Below are 19,844 nucleotides of genomic sequence, written 5' to 3'. Positions count from 1 at the left end.
CCCGCAGCTACAATAAATCTGAATATTTGTATCATATTAGAACAACATGCAGATTGCTCTATTCCAGTTTTTATTCACTTCTGATTCTGTACTTTGCTCTTTAGCAAAAAAATTGTCTCTAAGCATTAAAGTTTTTTCTTTAGAGTGATCAATATCGTATCTTTCAATACATTGATCTTTATCCCTCTGATTCGACTCTTGATGATTCTCTAGTGCATCCACTATATCTTGATGTCCCTTGTACTTAGCAATATCTATAGGTTTGATGCCATCTTTTTGGGCTTTATTTATTTTAATTTGGGGATGTTCCAATAAAGCCTGAAGAATGTCCAACCTCCCGTTGCATGCTGCTACCCACAAGGGTGTTACTCCATTCTTGTTAGGCTGGTTTACGTCAATAGTTGGATGTAAAAGTAACTCAAGGACTATATCCAAGTGGCCACGCTGAGTAGCTATCCATAGCGCTGAAATTTCATCATCATTCCTAGTTAAATTTACAAGAATATCACTATGAGCCTGTAAAATCTTAACTATATTGAGATGACCATTCTGTACTGCGATCCATAAGGGTGTGCATCCAGCCTGATTTGTTAGGTTCACTTTAATATTAGGATGATTTACTAAGACTTGAACTACATCAAAATGACCCTTATATGCAGCCATCCATAAAGGAGTAACCCCATCCTTATCGGAGAGGTTAACGTCAATATCTGGATGCTTCAACAATGCCTTAACAACATCTAAATGACTAGAGGCTACTGCTATAAGTAATGGAGTAATATCATTTTTATCACCTTCATTAACTAAAATATCTGGGTGCTTCAAAAAAGTCTCTACAACATCTAAATGGCCTTTTCGTGCTGCTATTGCTAAGGGAGTTACACATCCTCTCTTTCTTTTATTTACTAGTATATCTGGATGTGTAAGTAAAGCTTTAACTACGCCCAAATAACCTCCATTTGCCGCAGACCACAATGGAGGGTATCCGTTTGAATTACCTTTATTTACTAAAATATCAGGATGCAATAATAAGACCTCTGTAGCATTTTTATTGCCATTTTGTGCCGCTAACCCCAAAGGGGTTTTTCCTGTTCCATCGACTAAATTTATATTAACATTGGGGTTGTTCAATAAATTTTCTATGACAAGGTAATGATCATTTAGAGCTGCATTTGATAATGCTGTGAACCAATTAGTGTCAAAACGATGGGGATTATCACTTTCTTTTAATTGCTGCACCGAATCCATACTCAATTGATTGAGTTTTTTTAGTAGTTCTTGTTTATCCGGAGATTCTTCAGCAAATACTTGAATCGATAAGTTAGTTACTCCATTGTCTGTGAATACATCAATGAGCGGTTTCAATAATTCGTCAACTCTTTCATAATTGGATAACCGCGAGTGATCAGTTAAATACCATTTGCTTTGTTTTTTATCGTAGTAAAGATGTACCATATGGTCGGGACAAGCAATTAATAAACCGCACTCCTCATACTCTTGAATGACATGCAAGAATTGAGTTAAAAATCTTCCTTGGTCGTATGTTCCGTCATCTTCTGGTTCTGTGCTGAGGAAAAACCTATCAGATTTCGCTAATAAAAAATCCTGGTGAATTAATTTTTCTACTCTTCGAATATCGTCCTGTTTAAAATGATGTCCGCTAATTTGAAAAAACTTTTGAACTGCTCTCGGTTTAAAATAACACCATATTTGAAAAAAGAAAGGCTCAATGGATAATAGAATTTTTTCCTCCTGTGTGAGTACTTCGTTTCTCTTAGCCGTTTCTTTTGCGTCGCATAGAAGTGATTTGAGCGTACCATTGTTTAGTCCCTCAAGATACTCCATTCTCTCCTTAAATTGCTCATATTGACCACAATGGCGAGCTCTTTCTGCCATTACAGCCAAACCCAGGCATACTCCTTCTTCGTTGGTCGGGTATTCTAATTCCTTCATCAAATCGATTATATCTGCCATAAATATCTCTCTCAGGTTCAAACCACTCATAAAGTGAATTTGTTATTGAAAGTCTTTCAATCAGTAATTCTCTTAATCTTCTAAAAGTTTTTTGAAATATAAATATACTTTATGGTAAGAAATTATTATTAAATGAACATTAGATTGTGTATGGGTAGATATACCCAAACAGTATTTATCATGAAAATTTCATCATGGATTTAAGTTGGATTCCTGAGCTTAAGGAAGTTATTATTGCTCGCTTGAAAGAAGGCTGGTCTCCTCAACAAATTTCAAGTCGGCTTAAAAGGGTTAGCCGGACAATGTATTATCTTTCATGAAACCATTTATGCTTATATCTATAGTCCAGCAGGTATAGCAGGGAAGCTTGACCAATTATTGCATAAAAAGAGCCGTTTTCGTTGTTCGCGCGTTCAACGCAAACGACAAAAATCGACATCGGTATCGCACAACGTAGTGAGGAAATAAATCACCTCCATCTCGAATCAATTGACGCCTTAGTAGAGTCTATTCAAGCTTTTCCCGGAGCTGTTTTATTCGTAAGTCACAATCGCCATTTTATCGACAGCATCTCAACTTTGGAACAGACTATCTCGCAACAGCTTAAATCAATATCATTGTAGCTAGCGCCTGGCTACACTTACTCATCTGCATAGCTTGCTGAGATATAAATGAAGATTGAAAAATGATGAAAAATACATTGAAATTTCACTTAAATGTCCCTATAGATTAATCAAAATGCATTTTATAAGGAGGATCACTAACAACTACCAAAGAAGTAATATATGAATCATATCTCTTATCATTAAATTGAAAATTTTTTGTTTTATTTTTAAAAATTAATTTAAAATTAAGAGGATTTAGCTATGTCATCAGTTCAAATAACATTTCGTTCTGTTTCATACTCATCGGCAATTGAATGCCATATCGATAAATATTATAACAAACTCAAGAGAATCTATAGAAAAATAAATCATTGTCGAGTAGTCATCGATAGGGAACAAAATAATCGACTTAAAGGGATAATGTTTAGTGTAAACATTAACATGACTTTACTTGGCAAGGAAATCAGCAGTAGAAAGCAAAGCCGAAATTTATATATTGCTCTACGTGATGGTTTTGCAGCTATTGAAAAATTATTAGAAAAACAGTTTAAAAGGAAAAATACAACCAGAAGATATCCTTTCTCTCTTGGTGAGCATCATATGCATGGAGAGATACAAATCCCTTAAGAATAAATAATATTTTCCTTTCAATTGCTAGTGGGGTAACTATATTAACACTACCCCACTAGTAAACATAAAAGTTCTTTTTTAAGTTTATTTTGTCTTCCTACATAGATTAAAAAAGTTCCCTTTATCCCTTGATAATATAATTTGTTAGGAAGTTATTTTCCTGCAAATAACATTGTAGGAAGTTTATTAGAACAATTTTTTTCTAATATAATAGTCATATAAATTCCAAGCGGGAAGCAATGGTCAAATTTATGAATTTATCTAATAAATTCATAGAAATGATATGAGTGGAATAACGCCACAAAAACTGGCGTTACTATGAAAAAGCTTGAGGTCATAATTTCTTAGAGTACTGAAGATGTCGCAATGGATTTTTTGAAAATAACAATCAAATTTGAATCTTTCATTTTTGTGGTCATAGTGTTCGGATCATAACCCTCGGGTAATTGAAATGCTTGACTGTAATTGCTTTGAGAGTAACTTACACTTTTGCTATTATCTTGTTCTCGCGTAATTTTTTGCGTTACATTTGAGCTCACTCTCAATTGTCCCTCTTTAACAGAGACATCGACTTTACCATCAGCACCTTTTGGTAATTTTATTTTATAGATAATCTCATTTTTACTTTCTTTAATTTCAATGGTATTTGTACTACCAAATGGCATTTGATTGGGTTGATTCACCAAGTTATGTTGCATTTGTAAAAATTGACTTTTCATAAATTGATCCATAGCTCGTTGCGTTTGATCCATTTGCTTCAAAATATCATTAGGTGATTGAAAGAAGGCATCGTTATCAAAGGGATCCGAGGTTACTTGTTGATTGTTCTTTTGCACTTGATTATTTTGTTTCACTTCAAGTGCTATGGCTCCTGCTGATATCATAGTGATAAGAGGAACAGAGATTAAAATAGGAAGTAGTTTCTTTTTCATCTAAATCTCCTTTCTAAACTGGGATATCAAAAATTCAAGCTAGTAGATGTTGTTAATTCTCCTCATCAAAAAGTATCGTGATTGTTCATAAGGATTATCGGTTCTTATTTCAGGATAATTTCTAGGAAAAATTAGCACTCTATCGAACCTGTAAACCCTTAGGCTCTAAATCATGGAGCAACGTAGGCTTTACCAAACCTACGTTGCTTGGACAATCAGTCTTCTAAGGTAACTGCTATTTTTTTCTCAGCAGCTGTTTCTTTTTTAGGAATTGAAATTTCAAGTACTCCATACGCATAACGTGCTGTAATTTTTGAATCATCAGCGGTTTGAGGCAAACTAAACCGTCGGTAGAACTGTCCTTGAGCCCGCTCTCTGCGTGTGTAACCATTGCGCTCTTCTGACTTTTCAAAATGACGCTCTCCTCTTAAAGTCAATACATGTTGTTCCAAAGAAATATCGATGTCTTCTTTTTTTACACCAGGAATATCAGCAAGCACAACAAAACGGTCCTTTTCTTCTTTGATGTCCACAAGAGGAGACCACGTACTTGTTTCGATAAAAGAGGCATCATCTCGTTGAGGATTAAAAAAGTTTTCCAGTAAGCTATTCATTTCTTGATACATAGGTAAGCTTCTTCGTAAAGTATTCATAGTATCTCCTTGATTAGTGTTTTTGGATAATCTGAAAATAGGGTCGTGATGGGTTCATTTCAAGGGTTCAATAAAATTTTCTTTTTGTTCTCTTAGAGATGAATCAATTTAACAAGCATTTCAGAGTGTGTGCGATAATATTCCAGAGCGCCGGATGATTCATCAGATGAATTTAATTCTCAGGATTGTGCTAATTTATCGTTTACTCCCAGCTAAGCTTAAATTGGATCTGAGTTGCCTTTTTTTAAGTGAGCAAGGTCTATTGAAAACCGGCGATTTCTCGCCGGCTTGGAAGACTTTGAATAGGGGTAATCAAATGTAAACGTTTACAGCTTAAACTCCAGCTATATCTATAGTTTTCATCTGTAAATCCATTTGCTTATTACCACGCACAATGGAAACAGTCACTTGCTCCCCTACTTTTATTTCCGTAAGCATATTATATAACATATCATAGTTACGAACTACGTGACCATTAAGCGCTATAATAACATCTCCTAGTATGATTCGTCCCCAAGCATCTCGATGAGTACCTCTTAAATGAGCTTCAGCAGCTGGGGTATTGGGGAGAACATCTGCAACCAAGATCCCTTTATGTATGCCCAATTGACGTGCAATAGTAGGTGGAACGCTTTGGATACCTATTCCAGACAATACCACTCGCCCATTTTGAATAATTTGCGTTACGATACGCTCAATATCATCAGCAGGAACAGCAAAACCAATTCCAGCAGATGAACCTGAGGGAGAGTAAATCATGGTGTTCATGCCAATTAACTGCCCTGCACTGTTCAATAAGGGTCCGCCAGAGTTACCAGGATTAATTGGAGTATCTGTTTGAATCATATTCCGAATCGTCACCCCACCGATCCCTGGAACTTTTCTACCCAAAGCAGAAACAACTCCTTTAGATAAGCTATGATCCAAGCCATAAGGATTACCTATTGCAATCGCTTTTTGCCCCACTATGAGATCATTAAGATGTACTATTTGGAATGGTGTAAATTGCTTTAATAAAACCAAGGCTTCTGGTGCTTCGATCTTTAATACTGCAATATCTTTACGCGGCTCTGCTCCAACCACTTTTGCCGGGACTGTCATTTTACCCAAAGTAATTGCCAACTTATCCGCTCCCTTAATAACGTGATAATTCGTGACAATATACCCACTGTTATTCCAGATAATTCCAGAACCGGCACCCTCCTTAACTTGCATTTTCTCAAAAGAGGGATTGGTAACTGTTGCCAATCTGTGAACATAAACTACTTTAGGGGATGAATCATGAAAAACTTTTACTGTATTTTGTTCATCAGGGAGAAGAGAGTCTAGATTTAAACTATACCCAGGGAAAACCAGAAGAAAGTATAAAATAAAAGAAATAAAATATATAAACCTTTGTTTTGCCATCGATATATCTCCACTAATTAGGTTAAAACCTAGGGGTCTTGCATAACCAGCTTGGAAAGACAAGATAGAAGAAAAACACCTAAAAAGTGAACTGCCCTAGGACTTCGAAAATATTTTGCAACCTATTGAACATACTGTCAATTACTCGAATAATCACAATTTTGTTACTCATTAACCCTTATTGGTGTATTAGCATTATCATTGCAGCAATGAGTGCTGTTACAGGAATGGTCAATATCCATGTTAAAAAGATTGTTCGCATCATTGACCACTGTGTTCCCCAAAAACTTTGCGAGATACCCACGCCCGCAATAGATCCCGTTACAATGAGGGTAGTAGAAACAGGCACACCAAAATCTGTTGCGGCAAAGATAACCATAGCGGCTCCTGTTTCAGCGCATAATTTGAAAATTAAAAATGCGATAAAATTAAAAAAAGCGGCCCACATTACCGCTTGTAAAGGCGTTAAAATACCAGTAGCCACAATGTAGCAATAGAATTGCCTGCATCATGAAATCCATTAGTAAAATCAAACACGGAAGCCAATAAAATCACGAATAAAATAAATAAAGAACTGGTTTCTATAAGCTTCGTGTTTAATCCTGTGTTGACACCATTAGTCTGCTGTTTTTTCCTGCTCAATTTTATTGACCATAACGAAGGCAACTCGTCGATCATCCATTTCTACTACCTCGAACCGAAAACCTTCAAATTCCAGAACATCGCCTACCTCAGGAATCCTATTAAATCGTGTTACTAAAAAGCCAGCGAGAGATACATATTCCTCATCATCGCTAAGAAAATCGACTCCTAACGTTTGCTCCAGATGATAAAGATCGACAGCACCGTCGACCTTCCAGATCCCTGTATCTAATTGCTGGATGGTTAGTTGCTCATCCTCATCAGGAAACTCACCAGCAATCGCCTCCAAAACATCAATGGGTGTTAAAAGCCCTTTCACCTCACCGTATTCATCCACTACTACCAATAACTGTCCATAAGAACGTTTTAATATATCCATTGCTCTTATGACACTCCAGTTTTCATGTAAAACAATGGGTTTTTTTAAACTGCCTTTTTCATCAATGCTACCCTTTGAAATAGCATCAGCCATTAAATCTTTTGCTCGCGCAATCCCAATCATATTATCAAGGTTGTCGCGGCAAACTAATAGAAAGCTATGTGGTGTTTCTAATAATTGTTGATGAATCACATCAATCTTATCGCTTAGATTAATCCAGGAAATATCCGAACGTAGCGTCATGATGGATTTGATTGTTCGTTCCGCTAAGGTCAGTGCACCACGTACCATATTGCGTTCTTCTTCAACAAAAACAGGTCCTTGTTCTAAATTGGCCGTAGTTTCAGTTTCGTCCGTAATTTCAATCGGAGAACCTCCCAGCAGATGAAGTACTGCATCTGCTGTTCGTTCACGAAAACTGATACCTGGTTCATTTTTAATTAGGTTTCGACGTGCCAACTGATTAAAAAATTCAATCAATATCGAAAATCCAATAGCGGCATAGAGATAACCTTTGGGAATTTTAAAACCAAACCCTTCAGCAACAAGACTAAAGCCAATCATTAATAAAAAACTTAAGCAAAGAACAATCACTGTTTGATGAGCATTCACAAAACGAGTTAGTGGTTTTGAGGCTAATATCATAACGGCAATGGAAAGGACAACAGCTGCTATCATTAGAGCAAGTTCATCAACCATCCCTACCGCAGTAATAACTGCATCGATAGAAAATACTGCATCGAGCACAACAATTTGCGTAATAACTAATCCAAAACTGACATAGACCTTACTTCCTTTACGAACTGGAGAGACCCCTTCTAGTCGTTCATGTAATTCAAAAGTTGCCTTAAACAATAAAAACAGTCCTCCAAGCAGAAGAATTAAATCACGACCTGAAAATGAAAATGGACCTATAGAGAATAACGGTTTGGTCAGTTTAACCAGCCCGAAAACAAGGGACAACAAGATAAGACGCATAAACATTGCAAGAGTTAGCCCAATCACTCTTGCTTTATTACGTTGTTGGGGAGGGAGTTTATCGGTAAGAATTGCAATAAAAATAAGATTATCAATACCTAAAACAATTTCCAAGGTTACGAGTGTAAGCAATCCTATCCAAATGGCGGGATCAAAGAACCATTCCATCATGTAACTCCCTTAATTTATATCCTAGCATGGCCAAAATTGAAGCCATAGTTGTTATTGATGAAAGCATACAAGAAATTCATCATTGGTTAAATAATAAGTAACCAATCTTCTTTATCCTTGATTCTCCACAGGTTTATCCCCAGAATTTGTGGGTAACTTGACACTGTCGCGAAATAGGATTTATTTCTGGAAGTAATAATTACGCAGGATTATGTCTGCTTCTTATAAAATAAGAAGATTATTCATTTTAGAAAAAGGTAGATACTTCGTTACTGGGTCACGACGACAAAAGGCCAAATGAAGAGCGCAAAGCGATGAAAAACGAATAAAGTAAGCGACGAACTATTCCTTCACCTGAATTTTGGGAGCATTTAAATTTAATTCTATGTTCTAAAATACTAAATAATATCTAGCTTCCGGACGCGCTATTTTTTTTGTCCATTTCCTTTTTGGAAAAACTAGTTTCAAAATAAGAGTATTCTCAGACGACACTGATTCGCTTAAAATAAGTACTATTGGTTCACTTATTCAACTTATCTGATTTATATACACATCTAAAGCGAGGAAATATTTTATATTGGGAGCAACCGGAGCAGCTTAACAGTAGTTTTGGGTTCATTCGTCCTGAGGGATCCTCAGTTTTTTGATGAGAAACCCACTAATTTTTTCGGCTACGTACCGCGCTTTATGCGCGGTATCTAGGGGATCTTTCTATGGAAATGTTCAGCGACATCTTAAAATATCGTTCTGGTTACCGCGCATAAAGCGCGGTACGTAGAGAAATTTAAAATGAAAAACTGACGGTCCGTCAGGTCATTGACCAACAATTTCAAAGTTGGTTGCTCTTAAATTGAAAGTTTTCTTAATCTTAATTATTGAGAACTTAGCTCCACATTCTCTTCTACTTTAGATTTCGTTGAATTCGAAGGACTAAGAGGATGAGCCTTTAGAGAATTGAATATAGATACTCATCAAATTAAAAAGTTGGACTATAATATAAATCCTTGCTGATTGAAATAACATCGAGATGACCTAAATCGATATCACTCCTAGTGAAATTCCTGCTCTTTAGTAATGAAAAAGGAACGAGGTAACAAGCCCTCTAAAAATTTTATTTAAAAATTACAAAAATAAATTGCTCAAAGCCGCATTAGAAGAGCGCAAAGCGTGGCGAGTATTTTTGACGCGCTTCAGCGAGCCGCTAAGAAGTGAGGGCGAACAAAGTGAGTAACGAATCTATCCTTCTCCTGAATCTTGGGAGCTGTTAAATTTAATTCTTTGTTCTAAATACTAAATAATAGCTAGCGCCATTTCCCAATAAAAATCATAAAAGGAGAATCACTCCGAATAACCGCCATGTCATTCCATGTCTTTCGCCAGAAGTTTTATTAAAATTAGAAAGAACTCCATAGGGCATAACCATTGGGCTCTTTCTAATAGAGCTGCGACATCTATAATTTATTACTGGAAGAGCCCCAAATACTCCTCTTCAGTAAACGTTTTTAAAGGCTCGTCTGAATGAGAAGCAAAAAACATTGATTGAGCTCTTGGAGCAACCATTTTCTGAGTTGTTACAGAATTTTGACTCCCATGCATAAAAGGATACGGTAGAGGAGCAGGCGTGGGAACAATAGTTTTTTCCTCAGTAGAAATGCCAGGATATGGCATAGGATCAGGTTTTGGAACAATAGTCATTTCGCCATTAATCGATGAAGATGCGAATAGAAGATTTCTATGCTTTCCAGTTGGAGTCAATTGGGACGCGAAGAACGTTGGAGTTGTTCTGCTTTGTAGCTTTAAAGGATAAGTCTGACTCCTTAATTGAGTTTTTTCATTCCATTCGGCATAAATTTTATCTACTACAGTTGCTCGTTGTTTAGCCTGTTTATCTGCAAGACCTTGCTTTACTAAATCATTGACTAGAGGCACATGAATTGGTTTACCATAAATTTGTTCTAAATACTCCCCTGAAGCCAGTAAGATAGGTCCAACACACACCATAGTCATATGTTCCCTATTACTTACCAGTGGAGTTACTTTTTGTTTCTTATTTTCATCCTCTCTAATTTTTGTTTCCAGTATTTTAGCCACCCTATGACTCGAACATCCATAGGCAGTAAACATAGCGTGTCCTTGATAAGGTTTGGCAGGTAACCAAAGTACACTAAAATTATCATCAGGTAAAAATAGTCCATTAAAATTATACGCTTCTTTTATTTGAGCAGTACTTCCCTTATTCCTCTTAGTATATAAAGTAACACCCAGGTATTCTTCCGCAAAATCGATTAGATCTGGTTCCTCTATTTGTTCCGGTACTATATGTTTAATTATTATTGAGTTTTCACTGGTATTTACTACAATCAAACGGGAACGTAAGTTCTTATCCTCGTCCTCCATTAACTTGCCTATCAAGAAAAATTGATTTCTGAATTTGTTTTCCTGATGAACTTCCTCAACTTTCCCGTCGAAATACCTCTCTAAAAACTTCATTGATGCAACAACATAATTACCATGTGTTTCTAGATAATAATCCAATAATGGAGATTCTTGTTCTCCTATATCCAAATCCATAGAATCCTTTACGAATGCTGACTTTATATTTTCCATCATCTGCTCAGCCTCTTCTGGTTTGGTGCATTCATAAACACACAGGGTATCTTCTTCATCAAATGGAGATTTGGATTCACTAACTATCCATTTTGTTATTCCAAGGTTAATACCAATAACAGACATCAGTTTCATGTTTGATCCTCGCTTATTTATTTGGATTTTAATTCATAGTTAACCTTTAAAAACTGGACTTAAGGGTAAAATGAATTAATACATTAATTGAACAAAAGATTTGCATTTGAACACTAGAAACACAAATATACCAGACCAGGTATTTTATGGACAATAAATTAGAATACTTAGATCGAAGATTTTGCAAGAGCGCACATATCATTACCCTGAATACAGTTTTCTTGCTTATTTATTGGCAAACGCCCTCTAATTGTGTTATAAAATGAAATAATAATGCCTTGGAAATGTGCAATGTACGCGAAAAACTTACAGATAGAACAGTTAGAAAATAAAAAACTGGCGGCAAAAGTTGATGTTTTTCTTTCTAATATGTCCAGGATGCAGAGTAACGATATTATTCAACAAGCTGATAATTTAGAGCATCTAATCTACCGGCGTATTGATCAAACTTTAGCGTTATTTGATAGAAACCAAGACGTAAAAACAGGTATTGTTTTTACAGATTTATTTCAAGAAGTCAGTCAGCTGAATCAAAAACTCAATGCACTACATAATGTACATTTACATAACCCACTTTTATATTTTCATGCGTTCAACATAGAATTAATCCCGAAAGATAAACAATCACATCCCGCAGAATATTTGCGTGAGCAATATAATTACTTTATGGATAATTTCTTGGTATTTGATAAAAAAAGCAAACAGAAAGAACATATTGCGGTATTTGTGCGTCAACTATTATCTCAACCTACCGGACAGAGATTGATCATCAAATTAAACCAACTTGCATATCAGCATGGTTGTCGCATTTCAGTTGAAGAAAAAAATACCCCTATGCTATCTGTTACTCCTGTGGCAACCTCAGGTGTTGGTGAATCCGCGGCAATGACTGATGCTACTACAAAGCCAGTATTAAAATTTTTTAATTATCCCAGAACGATATGGAAGCAAATGCAGCTTTTATATCCTCCTAATTTTTGGGAAGACCCGCGCTTTACATTCCAAGCTTTAACGTTTGGCAAAGAAACAAGTTTAGCTTTCAAACCTCCATTTATCTCCATTGGACATGAGTTTACACATACGTTACATTTTTTTAGAGGCAAAGATAGACGTAAAATGGCTTTTTTGGACAGCGAAAAAATGTATATAGAAAGATTGTTCTCAAAAAGCATAGAAGAGCTATGGACAATTGATCGCGGGAATATCAATGAGAATAAGCTAAGGGCTGAGCATGGGATTAATCCTTGTTTTAGTCATGTGAGAGCCGGATTATTCGTTGACCCTACCGATGAGCTTTCACTAGAGCGTATCAAAGAAACCATGTCCAAAGTGCAATCACAACTTCAGGAATCACATACGAAATCCAATCAAGATAAACAGAAACACACTCAACATGAAAAGGCATCCGGCGGTTTTGCCACATTGGCGTTACAGGATGAAAAACCAGAGCGTTGTCTTGTTCAATAGGTTTAAACAACTGCAGATCTCAAAGGACTGGTTCAACCAAGATTAGCACAACGGTTTATTACTAATAAAGTGATTAAATAAGTCAAATAACCTTGCCGGTTGATCTATAGGGGCAAGATGTCCTGCATTTCGAATCTTAACTTGGGTTAGGCCACCTGACATTTTAGCATAACCAGCTACTTTGCCATCTGTATGCCATACACAGGAAGTTGTATGAACAAATTTATTTTTGAATGGCCATTTAAGTGCGGATAGCCATAATTCAGTGCTCATAAAGTTTGAGTCCTTTCCATCTTCCAGACCATTATAAATCAATACTCGAATATCTGCTGCAAGGATTTTAGGATATAAATCGGCAACAGAATCCTGTTCACCAATTTCAAGCCGACGAGCTACTTGTTTACTAAAATTGTTAAATTGTGGAATACGCTTATCTATATGCAAAGCTTGACGAACTTCAGATTTATTTAAATAATTAATCATGGGTGTATCATCAGGTTCTGTACCTTTGGCAATATTTGCCATATTAAGTCCGCCACTTTCTTTCTCTATTAATTCCTGCATTTTTTTACAAACCTGGTTTGCTTTGCGACTTGATGGGATTGTTTTGTCTATCTCTTTAGTACATAAATAATATAATTTTAATACTTTGTCTCGAACTTGATGATCAATAAGACCATGTGAATAAGCAAAATCAGCATTTGCACGTTGTTGCAGACGAGGATTAACCCAGGCATCACCAATTAACAGTCCTTTTAAATTAATTTTGGGAGTAGTCCCTGTTTCAGAAATAATTCGAATAGCTAATTGAGGTAAATATTTTCCAGCATAAGATTCACCAGCCAAATAAAATGGTTTCGACTCTAGCTCCGGATGCTGCTGAAAAAAAGTCTTAAGTGCAACATATAATTGATCTATTGCTTCTGACTCATTTGAGAATGTATTATGTTCCCCATAAGAAAATCCAACCCCAGCTGGTTGATCAATTACTAAATAATTGGCTTTTCGGCTCCAAGAATAATGACGTTCTGACAAAGTCCCATCTTGATTAATTGCATAAGGCCCGTTTTCCATAAAAAAACCATACATTGACGCGAATCCGGGACCACCATTTAACCATAACACCAAAGGAGCATTCGTATAATGCTCTCGATTTTCAACATACCAATAGAATAAATTACCTTGTGTATTACATTTTTGCTTTAAACAAACAGAAGTCGAAAGAGGAAGATAGCCTGCATACTCTAAATTCTTAAGCCTACCAAAGCCTGGTAAGGATACAATTCTATCTTGTGAACTATCAGGAATATTAGACGAGGAGGCGAAGGCTACTAAAGTAGCCCCAAAGAATAAAAACCAAAAGACAATATGCATAGTACTTCCTTTATTGAATGATTAGGCATCTCAAATGGCAACCACAGGAATTTTTACGGCTGATAATGATACTCATAAAGATAATGCCTTGAGTCAAGTTCTTGACAAAGCTTAATTCTGAAAAATAATTCTTAAAAATATTAGAGCCTCATAGATAAAATGTTAAATAGATATTGCTTCATCAAGGCTACACTTTCTTCGTTAATTAACCAGCTTACTGTTCTTCCGAAGATTGATCAGTATTAGTCTCATGGATTTAAAAAATAACCTTGATTTCGCTGCTGATCAATCAAGCTAAAATTGATATGCTTGCTATAATAACGGTGATTAATATTCAGCCAGGAGGAAAAAATGTTTATTAAACCGGTACTTGCTTTGTTTGGTTTCGCCTTGTATTTGAGTCCTTTTTTAGCCTTAGCAGATGAAACGAAAATGTGCAATGCCACTCAGCAAGGAAATTGTGGCCGCTTTTGTCAAGCCCATCAGGGGATGAAATCTTGCATCATTGATATCTCCACAAAAAGCGGAACGTGTACTTGTGAAGATGGCGTCAGTCATACTAAGTCAAAGTAAAGCGGCTAATAATATAAAAGTAACCATTTGCTTGCTTTATTCTAGCGCTCCATTTCTGAATGAAAATCACATAAAGCAGAGTCACTCCGAAATAGCTGCCAAAGCATCCCATGTCTTTGGCACGGAAATGTTCGAACCAAAAGAGGTTCGCCAAAATGCAGAGCGAAGAGCATTGCCTCTTATATCCAAACTATTTATGTTTAAAAAGCTGATTTATATCTGGCTCCGCTTCAGCCATATTATCTAAACTATTGATAGTTTCTTCCTTATCCTTAACTGTTTCTTTTTCTTCTGAGTTCTTTAAACTTTTGTCTTCATCCAAAACTCGTTTAGACGTATCTAAAAAAGACCATTTTTTTGAAACATCGCCTGGTTTTTTTACACCGTCAGTCTTTTTCATCATCATGTTTACTCCTTGTGATTAAATTATAAACATTAAACCACGATATATTAAATTTAACAAATATGGGTAATTTAATTATACTTTAAATGTCATAGTAGCCTCTTCCCCCGGATACTCAAGTTCGAACCCATTCTCAATCAAAGGCGCAAAATATTCGGTAATTGAGCGAACAGGCTTTTCTAAATATAAAGATTCCCCTGACTTTGCTTTAGGATTAATATTTTCTTTCTTAATCCAATTTTCCATCATTTCCTCGTTATAAATAATAATCTCTTTCGTTTTCATATTAACTGAAGCAAACATGGTCAATTCTCTTGTGGGACTATTATTATCAAACATCGCCACAGATACATTAGAACCTATTAATTCCTTTTGATTTAACGATTTCATCATTTCTCCAGGTACTGCTTGATGCGATCCAAGTAAACCTTCTGTATGTTCATATCGTTGTGTTGTTTTCCCTCGTCCATATGCTCGCTCGATAGCAGCAGCTACATCCGTAGAGATCGCAACAATATCTACTTCACCATAGCGGTGATTCGCTTCTCGAAGCTCATCAGGTTTTAATTTGGTTTGGTCATGGAGAAAACTGGGGTATCTCTCTCCACTTAATTCATTGCTGTTTTTTGCAATAACTTGCATTACCCTTTCTTTAACTAACAAGGCTTCTTCATAAGTAAATTGAGAGTATTTCAGTGGATGTACTTCTGGTTTTTGTAGAAAAGGCTTAAGCCTATCAGCATTATGATGAACAAGTTGATTCCATTCAACAGGTTCGGGTTTATATTGTCCAATAACTTTTGAAACGAGTTTAAGACAACTCCCTTTTCCGGAAGCAACACCTCCAGTAGTAAATATGGCTACAGATCGTTCTTTTTCAACATACTCTAATCGTTCAAGAATACGTTGTTTACAAAGCTCATTTATAGATCCTGTCACCACAGGTTCAATTATTGCTCGTGCTCTCTGAGTATAAATCAATGCCATGGCTCGCTGGACGCATACCGCTTTAAGTAATTCTTTATTAGAACTCCAGGGCTCTTTTCCTGAAATCGACGCATAAAATGATCCTAGAGTTCCTAACTCCTCAGAGGAAAAAGGATACACCTTTTTTGTTTTACCATTATCTAAGTCATTGAAAAATTCGATAATATCAATTTTGGTATTGGCATGCATTAAACTGATCTTAGACACCATTCCCTCAAACAAATCCCCTTCTAGTGTTTTTTGTACCAGGGTAAAAGCATGCCCGAATGTATCCATCTCATCATCAACATGCTTATCCAATTTCATGGTCGCTTGTAACTGAGCAAGTATCTCATGTTCAACAAGTCGTCCAGGATACAAACATACCAAATTTCTAACCATTTCTTTGGGAAAGGCAGTCGTAGTTTGTTCTAATAAATCTATAGCATCTTCACTGCCACCAGAACTTGAGTAAGCTATTATCGTAAAATCTTCCGGGCTAACTTCGTGTTTTGATTTTATTCTTTCTTTTAATTCCACTGTTGGCACAAAGAATCGACCTTCATATGATATTTTGTCCACCTTTACTAGCATTAAGCACCCTATGAAATAATTAAAGAGATCATATAGTACAATATATAGATTAAGTGAGCATTAAGAGGGCACTAAGTAATTTTTTGGATAGGTAAGCGTGAGTATAAACAGGATACGACTTGATGATTTTATAATGAAAATTTTATTCTTACACCGGAATACCTGTGACAATACACTCCCGTTTTAAGCTGTTTTTTTTTATGATGCATTTTTGATTGTTAAAGATTGTAATTAACAAGGTGACAACAAACCAGGGAAGACTATATAGTCTAACTTATTTTTATGGCCGGCATAGATAATTCAAATTTCCCTCTTGAAATTCAGCAGTTGGTTGATAGCTTGGCTGATAGCCTTCAGGATATTTTTCTCCGGATGGAGTTTGATGGCAGTACATGATTTCATCTGTATCTGTTTTATCTATACAAGGTATAAGTTGTTCTTCAAATTGATCTATCTCTTCCTGGATAGAGGGCATTTGCCAAAGCACAGCTAATGCGGATAACCAATAGTTATAATGGAAGCGATTATATCTTAAGGTAGCCCATGCTCCTGTTAATCCTGAGAGACGTTGTTGCGTGAACTCTTTATATAAATTTTCTTTTCCACCAGCTGCTTGATAAATAATTTGGGAAAAATCCATGCATGAAAAAGTGAATAAAGAGTAAGATATTTCTCCCTTTTCGATTTGAGAGTAAATACTGCGGATTTGTTTTAAGACATTAACTGCTTCTTCATCAGAAATCAATTTTTTGAAAAATTTTCCGCGGTAATGCTTTGTTGTCTTATAGTCATCTCTGAGCGTTCCTATAATCGGACCATATATACTATGCCTATCAAAGTAAAAATTTCCCTCATCACAATTGCTGCATAGTAATTCTGTAAAAAAATGATTGCTCGAGCCGTATATAGTTAACGAATTATTTAAGATAAACTCATTAGGATTTAAACATAATCCATTATGGGTCAAGTTTTTAAATTGGTAGGGATTACTACAATTATATTCTGCCCTGAATAGTGGTGCTATCAAGTAAGCACTTCCTAATAAGCAGATACCACCAATATATTTTTTATAATTTTTCCATAAATGAAGGCTAGTACGATGATAAAAGTATGATAAGTTTTCAGACCAAGTCGCTTTATTTGCGGGAGGTGCTATATAAAAGTCGAAAAGTGCATTTAGTTTTTTAAAATGCGGTGATTCTTGAACCATATAGCAAAAGAACAAATTTTTTCTTTTATAACGATTGTTATGAGGGATAGAATGAATTTCTTTTTGAAACATTTTCAAAGTATAAATGAAATTAGATTGATTATGATTGAGATCTAAAAACGCTTTAAATACCTCTATCATTTTATCATCAATAGGTGAAAACAAATATAACATTACAAATTTTAACATTAATGATTTATTTATTAATTGGCTCATTATAACTTTTTATTAATTGTCACACGAAAATCGGTTGAACATTCTGACACAGTATGGAGAAAGCTAACAACCAATTATAAAGAAATGCAAAATCTTCAAATTCCCTTCTGAATTTAGCTCATATAAGTTTTAACTTAAAAATAACTCTTTGATTGTTTCTATTTTACCTTATTTGCAGTTTTAGACCACATTTCCAATAGATCAACTCTTCTCCTTTTGACGAAACCTAAAACGAAAAGTCATTGTTTCCAAAATGGAAATCTGATGGAGGATCTTCTATAAGCTTATGATTATATTGATAAAAATCTGAAAATATCTTATTTAGGAAAATCACTCTTTCCAAAATAGAATTTAACTTGAGATGTCGCTCTAACCTCATGATTACATTGAATTTATGTAGAAACCCATTTGATTGCTTAATATTTATTTAATATTTAAATAATAATCCCTTAATGTTCAAGTTTTACACTAAAAAACATTACATTTGTAGGAGAAAATTATGTGGTCTCGTGTTTCAACTAATGGTGGTATGTTTGCTAAAAGTAGATTGATGACAGCCGGTGCTGTTGGAGGATACTTGATTGTAGAAACGTATCAATATGAACAATTTAGTAAAGAAATGGCTTCCCTTTCAACAACTGAAGCGTCTTCAGAAAGACCTCTGGTACAAGCCGAACATAAAGAATATTTGATATTTGGCCGTCAAAGTCCTGGATATGTCCGTGATGATCATAAATCGTCAAAAAATTATATTTTAGAACAAATTAAAATTAGTTCTATAAGTATAGCAAAAATTGGAACGCATTTAGATAATGAAAGTCATTATGACTTACTTAAATCTAGCCCTTTTATTACAGAACCATTAAGTCACAACTCTAACGACCCGAGAGTTATTATTCAACCGGAGCAAATGATTGATATTGAGCTTAAAGAAATCCCGGATGAGCAGCGATATGAGATAAGTTTTGCAAGAAAGCAAGCGTTTGCTACTACGACTGATGAACGGTCTCCTTTTTATCACTCTTCATTCGCATTGAGAGCTGTTTCTGAACACAGGCCGGCCAATTCGAATGCTGTAGTAATATCGGGTAAAGAAGCTAAAGAGTTAATCAGCGATATTAATAAAACAATTTGTGAGGCTCAACACTGCACTATGTATACTTCAAATTGCTATTCTGCGTCCATTTATGGTCTGGGAGTTTTAGCGACTATTATTGACCAACGAGATTGTGATGAAGAAAGAAAGAAATTGGATATACAAGCAATAGCAAATGTAGCATCAAAATTTTCGACAGATAATTTCGCTCGTGGAGTCAGCAATAATGCAGTAGTAAATGCACAAATGACCTCTGTGCTGCCCAAAATTATGAGTAAATATGACCTATTAGAGCGTGAAACAGACGAACAAATATTGCGTACTGCCACCCATTTATAATGGTCTTTTCTCGGAAATTATCCCTGTTATCATAGGAGTACTTAAAATGAACAACCCAAAAGAAATGTTAGTTGATGAAAATATTATGAAAACGCTAGGTGCTCAAACAGCAAAAAATATCAGAATAAAAAGTGCTCGAATGGAAGCAGCAATAGCTGCAAAATTAGAGGAACTTGAGCTCCTGGTTGTTGAAGGATTTTCAACAAATGGATTTGCAAAAGCTAAAGTGGATGGAAATCATAATTTGTTGGAACTTCATATCGAGGCTTCTTATGGAGATTGGGATAATAGAATTAATACGTGTAAATTGCTGATGGAAGCGGTTAATGATGCATTATATAAATTGGCACTCGCTATTGAAACAGAAATTTCAACAATTAAATATAGTTTTTTAGGTGACGTCATCAGGGGTATTGAAAAGAAAAACTAATTTTCACTAAATATTTAATTTCATCAAAACAGTTGTTTTAATATAGCTCTGAATAAAAACAGC

16 protein-coding genes and 1 pseudogene are annotated in these 19,844 nt (G+C 35.4%); 5 read left to right on the top strand and 12 right to left on the bottom strand.

Annotated features, from left to right (window positions below; translation table 11 throughout):
- Positions 1–36 precede the first annotated feature (36 nt).
- Positions 37–1,974 (bottom strand): ankyrin repeat domain-containing protein, encoded by a 1,938-nt coding sequence (locus tag LXO92_RS10355; RefSeq protein WP_232890931.1) that lies wholly within the window; start codon positions 1,972–1,974, stop codon positions 37–39.
- Positions 1,975–2,840: 866 nt separating this feature from the next.
- Between LXO92_RS10355 and LXO92_RS10350 the strand changes: the two genes are divergently transcribed.
- Positions 2,841–3,206, top strand: coding sequence for an HPF/RaiA family ribosome-associated protein (locus LXO92_RS10350; RefSeq protein ID WP_232890930.1), 366 nt, complete (start codon positions 2,841–2,843; stop codon positions 3,204–3,206).
- 347 nt (positions 3,207–3,553) lie between these two features.
- On the opposite strand, the gene LXO92_RS10345 is transcribed toward LXO92_RS10350, so the two are convergent.
- The 7 genes and pseudogenes from LXO92_RS10345 to LXO92_RS10320 all read right to left on the bottom strand — a co-directional run bounded on the left by LXO92_RS10345 (position 3,554) and on the right by LXO92_RS10320 (position 11,113).
- The gene (locus LXO92_RS10345) at positions 3,554–4,141 is read right to left on the bottom strand and encodes an Hsp20/alpha crystallin family protein (protein ID WP_182352588.1); all 588 of its coding nucleotides are present in this window, start codon (positions 4,139–4,141) and stop codon (positions 3,554–3,556) included.
- Positions 4,142–4,356: 215 nt separating this feature from the next.
- Positions 4,357–4,794, bottom strand: a complete 438-nt coding sequence (locus LXO92_RS10340; protein WP_232890929.1) for an Hsp20/alpha crystallin family protein — start codon at positions 4,792–4,794, stop codon at positions 4,357–4,359.
- A gap of 333 nt (positions 4,795–5,127) precedes the next feature.
- Positions 5,128–6,201 carry a S1C family serine protease gene (locus LXO92_RS10335; RefSeq protein WP_182352586.1) on the bottom strand — a complete coding sequence of 358 codons (1,074 nt, stop codon included), beginning with the start codon at positions 6,199–6,201 and terminating at the stop codon, positions 5,128–5,130.
- Positions 6,202–6,379: 178 nt separating this feature from the next.
- A complete protein-coding gene (locus tag LXO92_RS10330; RefSeq protein ID WP_255666687.1) occupies positions 6,380–6,580 on the bottom strand; it encodes an inorganic phosphate transporter in 201 nt (66 codons plus the stop codon).
- A gap of 21 nt (positions 6,581–6,601) precedes the next feature.
- Positions 6,602–6,786: pseudogene (locus tag LXO92_RS17290) on the bottom strand (inorganic phosphate transporter); the annotation flags it as partial.
- Positions 6,787–6,817: 31 nt separating this feature from the next.
- Positions 6,818–8,371, bottom strand: coding sequence for a TerC family protein (locus LXO92_RS10325; protein WP_232890927.1), 1,554 nt, complete (start codon positions 8,369–8,371; stop codon positions 6,818–6,820).
- Between the two features lie 1,461 nt (positions 8,372–9,832).
- Complete coding sequence (locus LXO92_RS10320; protein WP_182352585.1) at positions 9,833–11,113, bottom strand: hypothetical protein; 1,281 nt, start codon at positions 11,111–11,113, stop codon at positions 9,833–9,835.
- Positions 11,114–11,404: 291 nt separating this feature from the next.
- On the opposite strand from LXO92_RS10320, the gene LXO92_RS10315 reads away from it, so the two are divergent.
- Positions 11,405–12,580, top strand: a complete 1,176-nt coding sequence (locus tag LXO92_RS10315) for a hypothetical protein (RefSeq protein ID WP_232890926.1) — start codon at positions 11,405–11,407, stop codon at positions 12,578–12,580.
- A gap of 42 nt (positions 12,581–12,622) precedes the next feature.
- Here the strand turns inward: LXO92_RS10315 and LXO92_RS10310 are convergent, their stop codons facing one another.
- Complete coding sequence (locus tag LXO92_RS10310; RefSeq protein WP_182352583.1) at positions 12,623–13,954, bottom strand: S10 family peptidase; 1,332 nt, start codon at positions 13,952–13,954, stop codon at positions 12,623–12,625.
- 351 nt (positions 13,955–14,305) lie between these two features.
- On the opposite strand from LXO92_RS10310, the gene LXO92_RS10305 reads away from it, so the two are divergent.
- Entirely contained in the window at positions 14,306–14,527 is a 222-nt protein-coding gene (locus LXO92_RS10305; RefSeq protein ID WP_182352582.1) for a hypothetical protein, read from the top strand.
- Positions 14,528–14,717: 190 nt separating this feature from the next.
- Here LXO92_RS10305 and LXO92_RS10300 read toward each other — a convergent pair whose 3' ends face one another.
- The 3 genes from LXO92_RS10300 to LXO92_RS10290 form a co-directional block, all read right to left on the bottom strand.
- Complete coding sequence (locus LXO92_RS10300; RefSeq protein WP_232890925.1) at positions 14,718–14,933, bottom strand: hypothetical protein; 216 nt, start codon at positions 14,931–14,933, stop codon at positions 14,718–14,720.
- Positions 14,934–15,005: 72 nt separating this feature from the next.
- On the bottom strand, positions 15,006–16,445 hold the full coding sequence (locus tag LXO92_RS10295) for a zeta toxin family protein (RefSeq protein ID WP_233291530.1): 1,440 nt from the start codon (positions 16,443–16,445) through the stop codon (positions 15,006–15,008).
- A gap of 325 nt (positions 16,446–16,770) precedes the next feature.
- Positions 16,771–17,916, bottom strand: a complete 1,146-nt coding sequence (locus LXO92_RS10290) for a hypothetical protein (RefSeq protein WP_182352581.1) — start codon at positions 17,914–17,916, stop codon at positions 16,771–16,773.
- Positions 17,917–18,415: 499 nt separating this feature from the next.
- On the opposite strand from LXO92_RS10290, the gene LXO92_RS10285 reads away from it, so the two are divergent.
- Both LXO92_RS10285 and LXO92_RS10280 read left to right on the top strand, forming a co-directional pair.
- A complete protein-coding gene (locus LXO92_RS10285) occupies positions 18,416–19,351 on the top strand; it encodes a hypothetical protein (RefSeq protein ID WP_182352580.1) in 936 nt (311 codons plus the stop codon).
- Positions 19,352–19,397: 46 nt separating this feature from the next.
- On the top strand, positions 19,398–19,781 hold the full coding sequence (locus LXO92_RS10280) for a YbaB/EbfC family nucleoid-associated protein (protein ID WP_182352579.1): 384 nt from the start codon (positions 19,398–19,400) through the stop codon (positions 19,779–19,781).
- Positions 19,782–19,844 lie beyond the last annotated feature (63 nt).

Source organism: Legionella resiliens, assembly GCF_021344005.1.
GTDB classification, from domain to species: Bacteria; Pseudomonadota; Gammaproteobacteria; order Legionellales; family Legionellaceae; genus Legionella; species Legionella resiliens.
This window is presented reverse-complemented; position numbering and strand designations above follow the sequence as displayed.

Coding starts and splice junctions, on each gene's coding strand:
- LXO92_RS10355 (WP_232890931.1), bottom strand. CDS start 1,974: ATGGCAGATATAATCGATTTGATGAAGGAATTAGAATACCCGACCAAC.
- LXO92_RS10350 (WP_232890930.1), top strand. CDS start 2,841: ATGTCATCAGTTCAAATAACATTTCGTTCTGTTTCATACTCATCGGCA.
- LXO92_RS10345 (WP_182352588.1), bottom strand. CDS start 4,141: ATGAAAAAGAAACTACTTCCTATTTTAATCTCTGTTCCTCTTATCACT.
- LXO92_RS10340 (WP_232890929.1), bottom strand. CDS start 4,794: ATGAATACTTTACGAAGAAGCTTACCTATGTATCAAGAAATGAATAGC.
- LXO92_RS10335 (WP_182352586.1), bottom strand. CDS start 6,201: ATGGCAAAACAAAGGTTTATATATTTTATTTCTTTTATTTTATACTTT.
- LXO92_RS10330 (WP_255666687.1), bottom strand. CDS start 6,580: ATGGTTATCTTTGCCGCAACAGATTTTGGTGTGCCTGTTTCTACTACC.
- LXO92_RS10325 (WP_232890927.1), bottom strand. CDS start 8,371: ATGATGGAATGGTTCTTTGATCCCGCCATTTGGATAGGATTGCTTACA.
- LXO92_RS10320 (WP_182352585.1), bottom strand. CDS start 11,113: ATGAAACTGATGTCTGTTATTGGTATTAACCTTGGAATAACAAAATGG.
- LXO92_RS10315 (WP_232890926.1), top strand. CDS start 11,405: ATGTACGCGAAAAACTTACAGATAGAACAGTTAGAAAATAAAAAACTG.
- LXO92_RS10310 (WP_182352583.1), bottom strand. CDS start 13,954: ATGCATATTGTCTTTTGGTTTTTATTCTTTGGGGCTACTTTAGTAGCC.
- LXO92_RS10305 (WP_182352582.1), top strand. CDS start 14,306: ATGTTTATTAAACCGGTACTTGCTTTGTTTGGTTTCGCCTTGTATTTG.
- LXO92_RS10300 (WP_232890925.1), bottom strand. CDS start 14,933: ATGATGATGAAAAAGACTGACGGTGTAAAAAAACCAGGCGATGTTTCA.
- LXO92_RS10290 (WP_182352581.1), bottom strand. CDS start 17,916: ATGAGCCAATTAATAAATAAATCATTAATGTTAAAATTTGTAATGTTA.
- LXO92_RS10285 (WP_182352580.1), top strand. CDS start 18,416: ATGTGGTCTCGTGTTTCAACTAATGGTGGTATGTTTGCTAAAAGTAGA.
- LXO92_RS10280 (WP_182352579.1), top strand. CDS start 19,398: ATGAACAACCCAAAAGAAATGTTAGTTGATGAAAATATTATGAAAACG.